Genomic DNA, 13,444 nt, shown 5'->3' with positions numbered 1-13,444 from the left:
ATCGTCTAAGCTGTGAGTCGCTCTAAACGTACAGGCACATATTTATGATATGGTGTCTTGGATAATGGATCACAATGCTGAGCAGAAGTAAGACGATTCAATTGTGGCCCAATCGGCTCTCCACCTCGATAGCGTAATCCGTATCCATGCGGTAACGACACCACGCCTTTGCGCATTCCCTCATCAAGTTCGACCGTCACTTGAATCTTGCCGTGCTCAGAAATACAGTGCAGTACATGACCTGTTTCAACGCCAAAACTCAATGCATCATCAGGATTCATTCTCAAACGACCTTCAGCATCAACTTTACGCCATGCAGGATCACGATAAATTTGATTGGCGTTATAACTACGACGTTCACCCGCAAGCAAAATGAAAGGATATGCATCGGTTAAGGTCAAAGACTGTTGTTTTAACTGTGCTAACTCGATAAACATCTCAGGAATCGCCAAACGAATTTTCTTGTCTTTATAAGCAATCAAGCTCCACACATCAGCATAGTCATGTTGTGATAACACCACACCTGAACGTTGCTGCAAAATGGTCTGGAATAATTTTACCCCCAGATTAAATCGATTACCTTCGTATCCTGCTTGCTTAACCGCTTGATAATGTTGAGCTGCATATTGCATACATAAGGGTAATAACAGCGCGGTAGATGCGGCATCATTCGGCAAAGTCTTACCCAAGGTACGATATACAATGGATGCCGCATAGGGAATTAACTTTTTATTTTTCGCAAAACTGACCCCTAGCGCACCGAAGTAAGCAAGATACGCGGTATTGGCCGAATCTTTTTCTGCAATTTTATTCAATATCGGAAACTGCCGAGGGATCACCTGCATGGCTTCAAGCAAGCGCGTGTAGATCTCGGCTTCAGGCAGGCTATTACCTTGTGCTTTAAAAAGTGGATGGCGTAAATGAAAGCCATTCTTCGGAAATTCCAGATTAAAGCCTGTGAATTCCCACTTTTCAAATTGGCTATGTGCAGGCAACACATAATGCGCTAAACGTGCTGTTTCAGTCATGGCCACATCGACTACCACCAATAGCTCAAGTGACTGGAATGCTTGCTCATATGCTGCGGTATCAGGATAGGTCAACAAAGGATTACAGCTGTCCACAAACACCGCACGAACCCGTTTCTCGCCCGCTTTTAAGATTTCATCGGGCAATATATTCGGAGGAAAAAAACCTGAAATCGGGAACATTTTATGATGTACGGTACGGCGATATTTAGGATTACGCTCATCGGTATTGCTTAGGATGGGAATAAACATGGTATGTAGATTATTAGCACCTTGTTTACCAAAATTTCCTGTGAGTAAATATAAAAGCTTTTCCAAATAACCATTTAAAGTGGTATTTAAGGTGTGTTGAATACCAAGGTCAATCCGGACACACGCACGATGTGCTTGAGCAAAATCACGGGCAATCTGGTAAATCAGTTCGACTGAAACATCGGCTTTCTGAATATATTCTTCGATTGGAATCGCTAGAAAAGCCTGTTTAATCTGATCAAAGCCATGCGTATGCTGCTGAATAAACTGCTGATCATATAACTCTTCTTTCAGCATGATCGCGATCATAGCTGACATCAGATAAGCATCGGTTCCTGGTTTTAATTGCACATGAATATCGGCTTGCTTAGCCGTTTCGGTCACGCGTGGATCAAACACCACCATGGTTCGGTTTGGATCTTTTCTGATATGTTTTAAGGTATCTCTGGCATTTGGAATACCGTGCGCCTGAAAAGGATTGGTTCCGATAAACAGCACATAATCTGCATATTCCACATCTTCAGTGGTATGACAAGCTTGACTGCCAAACAGACGTCCATTCACCCAGAAATCACCTGTTTTTTCCTGCGCCAAAGAGTTGTAGGCATAGAAACTTTTCATGGCGTAGAGCAACTGACGACCATAGGCTGCACCCAAGTGATTGCCCTGACCACCACCACCAACCGATGCAAATGCAGTTCCACCATGGATATTTCGAATCTGTACAAGCTGCTCAGCAATTTCCTGAATAGCTTGATCCCAACTAATCTCTTGATAGGAACCATCTGACTGACGTTTTAACGGAGTGGTTAAACGATCAGCATGTTGTTGGTAATGCTGTAAACGTGCGGCTTTTTGACAGATATAACCTTGCGAGAAAGGATGATCATCATCGCCTCTAATTTTCTTGAACTGATTATCTTCAATTTCTACACTGAGTCCGCAATTACGTGAACATAGAATACAAGCGGTTACATCCTGTTTGATTGCTGTAGCAGTCGTCATTTTTCTCACCTTATTATTTTATGAATATTGACCCATTAAACAGATTTGCCCTGCCGAACCGACAACACGGACATACTTTTGCATCTGCTCAGTACTGGTTTCAACTCGATTATGTTCTGAAGGAAGTTTAACTGGTTTGAGGAATCGAATATCGATTTGCTGTATTGTTTCAGGCAACAATTCAAAGCTACGTGCAAACACACCAAAGCCATGCAGCACTTTTTGACCAAAGTTTGATAGTTTGGCTAATGGTGTAATCCAATGAATCGGATTAAAGTCGCCTGTTAATAAGGCAAATTTCAAACCATCATCCGCTGCCGCAGACCATTCACCTAAACGCTGCCAAGTTTTATGATCTGCTGTTTCTACACGTTTAGTTTTCTCAAAATGCGGCAGAATAAATGCCATATGCAGCACTGTTTCGACTAACTCAGGTTGTGTGATTGTACCTGTGGTAATTTGCACGGAAACACGCGCTAGTCCATTACGTTCATCGACATTGGCAATCTTGGCTTGGATCAGCAACTTTTGATCTCGTGGAAGCTTGCCATGAATTTTCAGGCTGACGCCCTGATTGATGACTTGACTCAATGGGTAATGAGTTTGCAGCAATAATCGCGTTGCAAACGAAAGTCCCCATTGTGACACCATATGCGGTGGGATGGTGTCTTGATATTTAGTCAGTTCAGCACCACTCCATTGTACATAGTGGTCTATCAATTCAAGGCTTGGTGGGTCAATCACTTCATTCATCGATGCTAATGACTGCCAGTCCACTGGAGCAATCTTTGTTTTTTTAAGACTACGTAAGCCTATTTTTCCAAGTCCTGCCAAAGTTGCCCGATGTTCAAATAAAAATTGCAATGGAATCTGTTGGTAACGAATCGCAAACATATGAAACTCCTGTTCCTTTTATTTTTCTCAGTTCTCAAACCATAGTTGAGTTAATTCTAGTCCTGATTAGACAAGCCTGATATGGTCAAAAATCAATTAAGTTCCAAAATAGAACTCATTTTAATAAAGGTCAAGTGCACTAGTCAGAAATTAACAAAAGTTAATCTCCAATCAAATAATATCATTCAGCAAAAGTCTGCATTAAAAACGTGAAAAATCATTGTTCTTGGTTTAATCTTAAGCATACTGGAAGACTTATCCAAATGCATAGAATCGCTTTGGGCAATTCGCTGTTATTGATGTATGTAAAATTTTATGAGAAACCGAATGGATTCGAATCAAATTCAAAACCTTGTTACACACTATCCCATTGTTAAAGACCTGATTGAACTTAAAGAGACAATCTGGTTTAACCCGTCATTCACCACGCTTGAGCAAGGCTTGCCCTATGTTGGGCTGACACAAGCCGATATTGATGATGCTCGCGACCGTTTACAGCGTTTTGCACCCTACCTCATAGCTGTTTTTCCAGAAACCCTTGCAGCTCAAGGCATCATTGAGTCTGATCTGATCGATATCCCGAATATGCAGCAATCACTTGAAACGCACTTCGAGCAAAAAATTGCAGGCAAACTATGGTTGAAAAAAGATAGTCATCTCCCTATTTCGGGATCAATTAAGGCACGAGGTGGTATCTATGAGGTACTTTATCGAGCCGAGCAGCTTGCGCTACAAGCCAATTTGCTCACTCTTGACGATGATTATGCCAAACTGAATAGTCCAGAATTTAGAGCGTTTTTTAGTCAATACAGCATTGCGGTCGGCTCAACAGGCAATCTTGGTCTCTCGATTGGTATCATGAGCGCACAGTTGGGTTTTGATGTGACCGTGCATATGTCAGCCGATGCACGACAATGGAAGAAAGATAAGTTACGTGCGCATGGTGTAACCGTGATTGAGTACGAACAAGACTACGGTGTTGCTGTAGAAGCAGGCCGAAAGGCAGCATTAGAAAATCCAAATTGTTTTTTTATTGATGATGAAAACTCTAAAACCCTGTTCTTAGGCTATGCCGTTGCGGGTGAACGTTTAAAGAAACAGTTAGATCAACAGCGTATTGTTGTGGATCAAGCACATCCTTTATTTGTTTATTTGCCTTGCGGTGTGGGTGGCGGGCCTGGTGGCGTTGCATTTGGCCTAAAAATGGCTTTTGGCGATCATGTACATTGTATCTTTGCCGAACCTACTCATTCCCCATGTATGTTACTCGGCGTATCAACTGGTTTACATGATGAAATTTCAGTTCAGGACATTGGCATTGATAATATTACGGCGGCAGATGGCCTTGCTGTGGGCCGCGCTTCTGGCTTTGTTGGTCGTGCCATGCAACGATTATTAGATGGTTTTTATACACTGGATGACCCAACCATGTATCGCTTGCTCGGAATGCTCAACCAGTCTGAAAACCTGAAACTTGAACCTTCTGCGCTCGCAGGTATGTTAGGGCCAATTTTAATCAGCAACCATCAAGCTTATATCGATTTGCATCAATTTACTGAACCGCAGTTACAGCAAGCCAATCATATTGTATGGGGAACGGGTGGTGGGATGGTTCCAGCAGAAGAAATGCAAAATTATCTGGCAAAAGCTTAAAGCACTGATTGAACAGCCAAACAGCGCGACGCAAGCCACGCTGTTTGAATACTTATATGATTTACTTAAACGAGTTAAAAACTATATTTAAAGGCAAGTGATATAAAGTCTCTGTCATCAATGGTACTAAAGTCATTTGATCCAAAAAAGTTTTGATACAGAACTTCTGCTGAATATTTTTGTCGAAAGTTGGCCGATACTGCGGCAGCCAGACTCATTTGCCCTTGCTGAAAATTTTGGCTATATCCAGATACATCATGGCGGAAAGTTAAACTGGGTGTAATCACCGTTGCAGGTAAAAGGTCTTGATAACTTAGAGCTGCACGTAAGCGATAACCATATGACCATTCACTAAAGAAACCATCTTTATTGCAATAACGTTCATTCAAACGATCAACAGCATCATTCGGAAGGTTTGCTGTGCCATATGGCGTACACTTAAACTCACCTGTTTCTGAATCATAAGCGCCTGTTGATAATTCACTGCGACCAAAAACCCCAACCCGACCAAAGCGATGATTGCCAATATTGGCGATATGATTCACAGCGAATTCTGCACCCCAAGACAAACCATCTGCTTTTAAAATGCCTGCAATGCTATCAGTGGCGCCAATGGAGAATTGTGTGACTGGCAAGCGGACATATCCTTGCAGATACTCGCCAAACTCAGCAGCAACACCTGCAGGTTTCAGTGGTGTTTCTTTTGAGAGCACCTGAGCATAGACAATATCTGTTCCATTCAGCTGTAAGGGTTGATTGGGTTTATAGCTCAACTCACTGAATAGCTGGGTTGTACCGACCTTTCCACTCAGGCTTAGACCATAGATCTTGATATTTTCAGGATAAATAGAAAAAAAACGTGCCGTTTTAAAGTTTTCAACGCCAGCAGCAGTCACGGCGATACCATCAAAGTTTGCATTTCGATTATGATAGTTGGCGAAATAAAAACCCAATTCAGCTTGATTCAGGCTCGATAAATTTCGTTTCAGTGCAACACCGTATTGCCCACTGTCTTTTGCATAATGACTGGCTGAACGAGGGATATAAGTTTGCGCCTTGGCAGCAGTTTCAGTTAACTTGTCACCCGGTGTTACTGTTAACATAATCGGTCCACAATTTTCGGGAACAAAATCTGAAATTGCAAAAAACGTCCCACAGCCATCTACCACCGACGGTCTAAACTTGAATTGATAGAATCCTTCTAATTTTAAGTTTGGTTGAATCACGGCTTCAAAAGACAACATCTCAACTGGAATTATCCGTTCTTTGGCTTCACTGGCAGGTCGATTAATGGCTGCAAAATCAAAGGCGCTGACCGAGTTCAAGCCATTTTGGAAAAATTGGGATTTCCCCCAATTCAAGCGATGTTTACCCAGTTTTAGCTTCAGAGACTGCTTGGAATCAAATTCGATATTTTTCCAGAGATAGGCATCCCATAACTCGATTCCTTTAAACTTCACCAAGTTTGGCCATTCAGAATCATCGAAAGGTTTTAAATCACCTTGCCCAGTTTCATAGGCATGGTCATACCAATACTTGGCGCTCAACACCGCACCTTGCTGTGCTCCGTTTAAACGAAATTCGGTTAAACCTTTAACCATTTGTGAAATGGCATCCCCGCGATCAAAGTTAGCACGTCCATCATCACCGTTAATATCTACACTCATGCCATTCTTGCCAATATGATTGGCATCGGGTTTATATAACAATGCGGCTGATGGCGCTTGGGTACTCCAACTTGCCCCCAGCGCAATCGTGCTATTGCTCTCTAAACGCCAGTCTTCATTGATTTGATAACTGGCTGCTGAAGCATCTGAAAGTGAACACAGCAATCCCAACAGCAGCGTTGTTTGAGCTAAAATAGCAGTGGTTATTTGTTCATTTGGATGTTTAATATGACAAACCATACCATCTCCATATCGATATGATGTATGAATAATTAACACCTGACCCATTCAGCAAAATGCAATCATTTCAGGTCGTTCTATTTTTGTTTTAAGCAACTGGGCTCAAACCCAGCCTTCCGATGGGTCTTTATGCTTCAAGGCGTGTCGTACTTAAATGCGAAATTAAAGAAATCTAGCCAAACATAGCTCGGCATAAGACAATGTTTTAGGTTGGTTTATAGCAAGATTAATTATGCAATCAGGCTCGGTTGATCGACCTTACAATCCAGTTGCTGAATCAATTGTTCTGCCTGAGGCCATGGACCAAACCCAGATACAGGATTGAGATGCCCGACAGCACCTAAATTAATCAATACACTGCCCCATGTTTTCGCCATTGCCGCCACGGCATTAAAATGCGCTAGTGGATCATTAACACTAGCAGCCACAATACTTGGAAATGGCAGCACTTGATTAGGCAATGGCGACCATCCTGCTTGTCTAAGCATTTTGGGCGAAGGATAATGTTCTGGCCAAACGTCATTCAAGTCAGGTGGTGTCACCAGCAATGCCCCTTGAATAGCGTGTTGATATCGCGCGGCCCAATGTATCGCCATCAGTACCCCTGCGCTATGCGCCACCAGAATCACTGGACCCTGTATTTTTTCCAGTTCAGCCTGTATCGCAGCAACACGTTTTGCACAGTTGAGCTTATCTTCTTGCAAAGGTGGTACTGAACGGACCTTGGCTAAGCGTGTTTCTAAAATGGTTTGCCAATGCGAAGCCACATGGTCCCGCAAACCTGGGATAATTAAAACTGTCGCCTCTGTTTGTATTTTTTCCATCTTTACACCAATCAACCCTTGTTTTGATAAAAATAACGGGGATGCATCACGTCATATTCAACATAGAGGGTCAATAGAGCGACGGATATACATGGCACGACAGGCACTTTTCATTTGATGACAGCACACTTCAAACGATCTCATATATATCAATATGCTTAGCAGAAAAAGTCGCTTCAAAAACAATAATCATCATGCCAACATCAATTTATATAAGCCTTAGTGCTTTTCTAAACAGCATATTTTAGTTATAAATAATGCATAACTAGGAAGGTTATTTTAAAAAATCGGGAGATCAGCATGGTGCCACTCGCCCATACTGCTGTGCTTAAAAATTATTTAGCTGTCAGCCAGCAATTAGACCTGAATCCATACCAACTGTTGTCCGATGCAGGCATCTATCCTGCACAGCTACAAGATAGTGCACAGCGTATTCCCGTAGACAAAGCGGTGACGCTACTGGAACAATCAGCACAGTTAAGTGGTTGTGAATACTTCGGGTTACATATGGCAGAACAACGCCAACTCGCAGATTTTGGTGAGCTGAGTTTATTATTGAGTTATCAACATACCTTGCGTGATGGCTTATACACCCTTGTGCAGTATCGAAATCTAATCAATAACGCATTGGAAATGTATATTGAAGAAGTCGGTCATACCGTCATTATTCGAGTCGAGGTAATTACTGCAGCGACAGAGTACAGTCGCCAAGCGATCGAGCTTGCTTTAGGCATTACCCATCGTTTCTGTGCTGCTTTTTTGCAGAAATGGCACCCTTTGAGTATTCATTTTACCCATGATGCCCCGTATGATACGGCGATGCATCAACGTATGTTTGGTTGTTCGCTAGAGTTTGGCAGCGAGTTTAATGGTATTGTTTGCAATGCAACGGAATTAGATAAAACCAATCCACATGCCAATACTACGATGCTGGCACATGCCAAACGTTTTCTTGAAACGGATCTATTGCATCGTGAAAGTGAATCTTCAATTATTTTTGATATTCGTAAAAGTATTCATCTGCTGTTACCGATGGGACGGGCCACGATTGATCAAGTCGCCCATACTCATGGCATCAACGTCCGAACCCTACAACGCCGACTGGAAGCTGCGCATACCAACTTCAGTGTGTTGATCAACGATGTACGTCGTAATCTGGTTTTTCGCTATCTAAAAAACCTAAATTACTCTCTAGGACAGGTCTCGGACATTTTAGGTTATTCAATGCCAAGTTCATTTACCCGTTGGTTTAGCAGTGAATTTGGTATGTCACCCACCACTTGGCGGAATAATAACAAGACAGTTATGAAGTCCTAAACACAAGGTTTAGAGATCAAAGCCGACTACTTGTCTTTGATCTCGACAGCATATGATGATGAGGTATTGCCCTCTAAAACATCCAATGCATTAACAGTAAAACCAGCATCACCAAGAAAATGGTTTCACCCAGCATCAGTAAAATCGGCTTGATTCCAACAGAAGCCAGTTCCTTCAGTTGTGTTTTCATGCCTAAGGCACTAATTGCAATCACTAAACACCATTTCGATAATTCATTCACCCCTTGTTGTAGCATGCTGGGAACCCAACCCGTGCTATTGATACAGGCAAGAACTAAAAAACCAACGGCAAACCAAGGCAATAAAGGTGGATGTTTACCGGTAGCGTCTCCACCTTGCATACGTGTGATCATTGCCGCACAAATAATGACAGGCAATAACATGGCAACCCGCATCAATTTAACTACGGTTGCAGTATCACCTGTTTCTGGCGACATGCTATAACCCGCTCCAACCACCTGTGCGACGTCATGGATAGTTGCCCCTAAAAATACACCTGCCTGCTGTGGCGCTAGTTCTAACCATCGTGCAATCATCGGATAAACAATCATAGCCAACGTGGACAGTGCAGAAACACCAATGACAGTGAATAGCGTGGCTTTTTCTTTTTGAGGATGTTGAGGAAATGCAGCGGAAAGCGCTAAGGCTGCTGATGCACCACAAATTGCAGTTGCACCGCCGGTCAACATCCCGAAAAGTTTTTTAAAACCCAGAATTTTAGCCGTGATCACTGAAACTGAAATCGTCACGATCACCAATGTGATCACCAGTACAATCGGTTGCCAGCCCAACGCGGTAATTTGTCCTAGCGTAATCCGCATCCCCAACAAGGCAATCCCAATGCGTAACACTGTTCGTGCCGTAAATTCGATGCCTGCTTTACATTGACTTTCACTAGAAAGAAAGTTCAAACCCATTCCCAACAGCAAAGCAAATAACATCACAGGTGCACCATAATGCTCTGAAAGAAAACAGGCTGCTGCTGCAACAACGGTACTGACAATAAGGCCTGGCATCAACTCACGGGTACGCAGACGAAAATCCATGAATTTAGTCATTGTTTTCTCCTGTATCTATCAGGATAAATAGCTGCGCTGCATCGACTTCAACTGGATAGGTCGCCACTTTTAAATGCTTTGAATTCAACATATATCCCGTCGCCAGATCAAAAACCAAACCATGGGCACAACAACGAATCGCTTGCCCTTCTAATTCGCCGCTAAATAAAGACGCACCTTGATGTGGGCAGCGATCCTCAATCGCATAAAACTGTGTACCAATATGAAACAGTGCAATATTTTTCCCCTCAATTTGGAGAAAAGCTCTCGCACCTGATACTGGGATTTTTTCTTGTGGAACCTGAAAACGAATAGTCATTGCCCTTATCCTTGTACCACCAAGGCTTCTAACATGGCTTGATAGAGCACATCGACTGAATGTGCACCAGCCAAGGTCAGGTAACCATCAAAAATAAAATAAGGCACGCCATTTGCTCCTGTATAGGTCGACTGAAAAGACGGGTTGACTTCCGACCATCCACGGCCCTGTTCATTCACCGAGTAACCACATTGCTTGAGAATCCTTTGCAACACAGCGCTATCTCCCAAGTTTTCACCTGCTTCAAAATAGGCAGCAAAAAGCTGTTCCAATAAATGCTCTGCTTGCTGCGCTGTTCCCAGTTTTAAAACGCTTTGAAACAGATGATGCGCTTGAGCCGTATTTGGCATCCATTTGATTTTTTCAAAATGCAGCTCGACACTAACTGTCTTGGCTGCCTGACGCACTTGGGTTTGGCGTTGTTTTACAGCGTCTAAACTGCCCAATCGTTTTTGATAGAACTGTTTGAAATCGACACCCGCTATAGGAATCTCAGGGAGTAACTGCATACCATGCCAATGTACAATGACCTCAACCTCAGGATCACTTTGCTTTAATTGCGCAATTGCAGTCTGTAACTGACGTTTGCCGATCAAGCACCATGGACAAATAAAATCAAAAAAGACATCAATATTTAATTCACGCATCATCATTTTTCTTCCGCACCACTTGAACGAGTGCTGTCTAGATTGGGTAAAACTGCTTGCTCAGTCAGTCGTGCAATATCTTGGTGGTAATAGTTTTTGGCATAGAGAAACACGGCTGCTGCGACCATGCTGACCAAAGGCATCCATTGAAAGGCATGATCTAAACCAATCACATCGGAGAGCTTGCCTATAACTAAAGGACCGAGTGCCAATCCCAATAAATTGTTGGCTAAGGTTAAGGTCGCGAAAGCTGTACTGTGGACGCTGTTATGAGTGAGATTGGCCACCATTGCACTGGATGGGCCATTGGTTCCTAACGCAATAAACATGCCCATGCATATCAGCAACAATTGGGATTTTCCTGCAGGCATTGCAAACGCAATCGAAAGTAGTAAACAGCTCCCGATACAGTAGCCAATTGCTAAACTCACCTTACGATCTGGGCAGTTTTGACCAAAGCGATCACTAAGCATGCCACATAGAATGCTCCCGACCGCACTACACAGTACAATCACGGCGGCCAGTACACCTGCAGAATCAGTATTCATGCCGTAATAACGATTTAAATAACTCGGCATCCACACAATGACGGTGCCGCCAACAAACAGTTGAAAGCCACTACCGATATAGGTTGCGATCACTGATCGACTTGAATAAATCGTGCTTAAACATTGTTTGCTCTGTTGCTGTTTCTGAGTGTTGTTGGATGTTTTGCTGCTTAGATTGACTCTTTTTTCTTTAACCACCATGGGATAGAGCAAAGCCAAGATCAAACCAAACAATGCCATACCACCAAATGCCCAACGCCAGCCAAAATGCTCTGCCATCACACCGCCCAGTGCCATCCCGAGAAATGAGCCGAATACCCCACCTGCCATAAATGCACTGGCCAGCGTAGCTCGCATTTCGCGTGGAAAAATCGCCACTACCACTGCAATGCCAACACTGCCATAAGCAGCCTCACCCACACCGACCATAAAACGGGCCACAAACATTTGCTGATAGTTTTCAGCAACAGCACAACCCAAAGTCGCTAAACTCCATAGCACCGCCATAATGACCAGGCTTTTCACTCGCCCAAAACGGTCGGCCAGTAAGGATAAGGGCAAAGTTAAGATCCCGACCATCAGTGCCACAATGCCGCTTAATAAGCCAAGTTGGCTATCGGTCAAGGCCCATTCAGTTTTAATCAATGGAAATACGGCATTCAGCACTTGCCGAGACATATAGTCTGAAATCAACAAGCCAAATGTCAGCGCAAATACCAGCCACGCATAACGGCGCGGGACATTCGTTGAGGTATCAACATGATCCGTATGCACGGTATATGGATGAGCATCCATAGCAACCTCCTTGTATTGTTATGATTTATATTTTTGATTGCAGTACGTGGCTTGCTATTTGAATACGCTTGCTGCGTACTGCATTTATTGTGACATTCAATCCATTGCTGCTCAGACTTAATGGCGCTGAGGTACACCTTTTTGTTTTGGTTGGCGGTTTGGTGACATACCATTAGCCTGCAAAGTTTCTTCAATACTTTGATATTGCACACCAATCCGATAGATTTCTCGTGCCTCTGGGCCTGTTGCCACTTCACGACCTAATTCATGTGCAATACGTACAGTTTGCTGAATTTGTTGTACAGATGAGAAGCGCTGACCACGATGATCGATAATGGTATCTTCATTACCAACCCGTGCATGAAAACCCATCGCCATCGACATGGTATTGAATGGCAATACATTTTTAAGCAATGATTCCGAAGTCAGGGTGCAACCATCTGGTACACGATGAATAAAATTAAAGAAATTAAATGGATTTGGCCCATCGAATCCGCCGCCAATTCCGATCCAAGTCAAATTCAATGGCCCCATGTATAGGCCATTACGTACCATCCGTTCTAAGGTCTCTAAGCCATGCATTCCAGTGAGTTGAAAATGCGGTTGAATATTATTTTGGCAAAGACGTTTTAAATGCTCTGTGACCCACGCAGGTCCTGCCGGAACGGTCATTTCAGCATAAGCTTCCTGAATTGCAGGATGTGCCAAAGATGTGCCTTCCAAATATTCTGGATAGAGCAACTCCATAATATTCATTTGTGTGGTGTTAATTGCGACCGTGACCTGATCAGGTTTTGGTGTTAATTCAGCCAGCATATGACGGGTATCATCACTCAGCCACAAAGCTGCCTCACCTTCGCTTTCAGGTGCAAATGAAATCGAGCCACCGACTTGAATAATCATCTCGGGTACGGCTTCACGCACCCCTGCGATGAGTTCATTAAACTTGGACAACCGTTTAGAGCCCTTACCATCCAGTTCACGCACATGCAAATGCAGCACTGTCGCGCCTGCCTCATAGCATTCCACCGCTTTCTGAATCTGCTCATCCATGGTCACTGGAATATCTTCGGGAAAGTCCTCTGGCATCCACTCTGGGCCATAGGGCGCAACGGTAATGACCACTTTTTCCATATTTTCTGGGTGCAAAGAATCGTCAAAGAATTGCATGTGCATC

At 43.3% G+C, this 13,444-nt stretch carries 11 protein-coding genes; 2 read left to right on the top strand and 9 right to left on the bottom strand.

Features of this window, described 5'->3' with window-relative positions; translation table 11 throughout:
* Window positions 1-5: 5 nt before the first annotated feature.
* Both MN869_RS00375 and MN869_RS00370 read right to left on the bottom strand, forming a co-directional pair.
* Window positions 6-2,285, bottom strand: coding sequence for a molybdopterin-dependent oxidoreductase (locus tag MN869_RS00375; RefSeq protein WP_033133046.1), 2,280 nt, complete (start codon window positions 2,283-2,285; stop codon window positions 6-8).
* Between the two features lie 18 nt (window positions 2,286-2,303).
* Window positions 2,304-3,179 (bottom strand): MaoC/PaaZ C-terminal domain-containing protein, encoded by an 876-nt coding sequence (locus MN869_RS00370; RefSeq protein WP_033133045.1) that lies wholly within the window; start codon window positions 3,177-3,179, stop codon window positions 2,304-2,306.
* A gap of 327 nt (window positions 3,180-3,506) precedes the next feature.
* Here MN869_RS00370 and dsdA point away from each other — a divergent pair, with 327 nt between their 5' ends.
* A complete protein-coding gene (gene dsdA, locus MN869_RS00365) occupies window positions 3,507-4,832 on the top strand; it encodes a D-serine ammonia-lyase (RefSeq protein ID WP_033133044.1) in 1,326 nt (441 codons plus the stop codon).
* Between the two features lie 74 nt (window positions 4,833-4,906).
* Here dsdA and MN869_RS00360 read toward each other — a convergent pair whose 3' ends face one another.
* Window positions 4,907-6,739, bottom strand: coding sequence for a DUF1302 domain-containing protein (locus MN869_RS00360; RefSeq protein WP_033133043.1), 1,833 nt, complete (start codon window positions 6,737-6,739; stop codon window positions 4,907-4,909).
* A 230-nt stretch (window positions 6,740-6,969) separates the two neighbouring features.
* Window positions 6,970-7,563 carry an alpha/beta hydrolase gene (locus MN869_RS00355; RefSeq protein ID WP_033133042.1) on the bottom strand — a complete coding sequence of 198 codons (594 nt, stop codon included), beginning with the start codon at window positions 7,561-7,563 and terminating at the stop codon, window positions 6,970-6,972.
* Between the two features lie 300 nt (window positions 7,564-7,863).
* Between MN869_RS00355 and MN869_RS00350 the strand changes: the two genes are divergently transcribed.
* Window positions 7,864-8,880: an AraC family transcriptional regulator gene (locus MN869_RS00350; RefSeq protein WP_033133041.1), complete on the top strand. Its 1,017-nt coding sequence runs from the start codon at window positions 7,864-7,866 to the stop codon at window positions 8,878-8,880.
* A 73-nt stretch (window positions 8,881-8,953) separates the two neighbouring features.
* Here the strand turns inward: MN869_RS00350 and MN869_RS00345 are convergent, their stop codons facing one another.
* From MN869_RS00345 to MN869_RS00325, 5 genes are all read right to left on the bottom strand, one after another.
* On the bottom strand, window positions 8,954-9,958 hold the full coding sequence (locus MN869_RS00345) for a putative sulfate exporter family transporter (protein WP_033133040.1): 1,005 nt from the start codon (window positions 9,956-9,958) through the stop codon (window positions 8,954-8,956).
* Window positions 9,951-10,277: a Rieske 2Fe-2S domain-containing protein gene (locus MN869_RS00340; protein WP_033133039.1), complete on the bottom strand. Its 327-nt coding sequence runs from the start codon at window positions 10,275-10,277 to the stop codon at window positions 9,951-9,953. Before MN869_RS00340 ends, MN869_RS00345 begins: the two co-directional genes overlap by 8 nt.
* A 5-nt stretch (window positions 10,278-10,282) precedes the next feature.
* A complete protein-coding gene (locus MN869_RS00335) occupies window positions 10,283-10,930 on the bottom strand; it encodes a DsbA family oxidoreductase (protein ID WP_033133038.1) in 648 nt (215 codons plus the stop codon).
* Window positions 10,927-12,267 (bottom strand): MFS transporter, encoded by a 1,341-nt coding sequence (locus tag MN869_RS00330; RefSeq protein WP_033133037.1) that lies wholly within the window; start codon window positions 12,265-12,267, stop codon window positions 10,927-10,929. Before MN869_RS00330 ends, MN869_RS00335 begins: the two co-directional genes overlap by 4 nt.
* A gap of 117 nt (window positions 12,268-12,384) precedes the next feature.
* On the bottom strand, window positions 12,385-13,437 hold the full coding sequence (locus MN869_RS00325) for a 3-keto-5-aminohexanoate cleavage protein (protein ID WP_033133036.1): 1,053 nt from the start codon (window positions 13,435-13,437) through the stop codon (window positions 12,385-12,387).
* Window positions 13,438-13,444 lie beyond the last annotated feature (7 nt).

Source organism: Acinetobacter sp. NIPH1876, assembly GCF_022808535.1.
GTDB classification, from domain to species: domain Bacteria; phylum Pseudomonadota; class Gammaproteobacteria; order Pseudomonadales; family Moraxellaceae; genus Acinetobacter; species Acinetobacter higginsii.
This window is presented reverse-complemented; position numbering and strand designations above follow the sequence as displayed.

Excerpts from the sequence above, each read along its gene's own strand:
- MN869_RS00375 (WP_033133046.1), bottom strand. The coding sequence starts at position 2,285 with ATGACGACTGCTACAGCAATCAAACAGGATGTAACCGCTTGTATTCTA.
- MN869_RS00370 (WP_033133045.1), bottom strand. The coding sequence starts at position 3,179 with ATGTTTGCGATTCGTTACCAACAGATTCCATTGCAATTTTTATTTGAA.
- dsdA (WP_033133044.1), top strand. The coding sequence starts at position 3,507 with ATGGATTCGAATCAAATTCAAAACCTTGTTACACACTATCCCATTGTT.
- MN869_RS00360 (WP_033133043.1), bottom strand. The coding sequence starts at position 6,739 with ATGGTTTGTCATATTAAACATCCAAATGAACAAATAACCACTGCTATT.
- MN869_RS00355 (WP_033133042.1), bottom strand. The coding sequence starts at position 7,563 with ATGGAAAAAATACAAACAGAGGCGACAGTTTTAATTATCCCAGGTTTG.
- MN869_RS00350 (WP_033133041.1), top strand. The coding sequence starts at position 7,864 with ATGGTGCCACTCGCCCATACTGCTGTGCTTAAAAATTATTTAGCTGTC.
- MN869_RS00345 (WP_033133040.1), bottom strand. The coding sequence starts at position 9,958 with ATGACTAAATTCATGGATTTTCGTCTGCGTACCCGTGAGTTGATGCCA.
- MN869_RS00340 (WP_033133039.1), bottom strand. The coding sequence starts at position 10,277 with ATGACTATTCGTTTTCAGGTTCCACAAGAAAAAATCCCAGTATCAGGT.
- MN869_RS00335 (WP_033133038.1), bottom strand. The coding sequence starts at position 10,930 with ATGATGATGCGTGAATTAAATATTGATGTCTTTTTTGATTTTATTTGT.
- MN869_RS00330 (WP_033133037.1), bottom strand. The coding sequence starts at position 12,267 with ATGGATGCTCATCCATATACCGTGCATACGGATCATGTTGATACCTCA.
- MN869_RS00325 (WP_033133036.1), bottom strand. The coding sequence starts at position 13,437 with ATGCAATTCTTTGACGATTCTTTGCACCCAGAAAATATGGAAAAAGTG.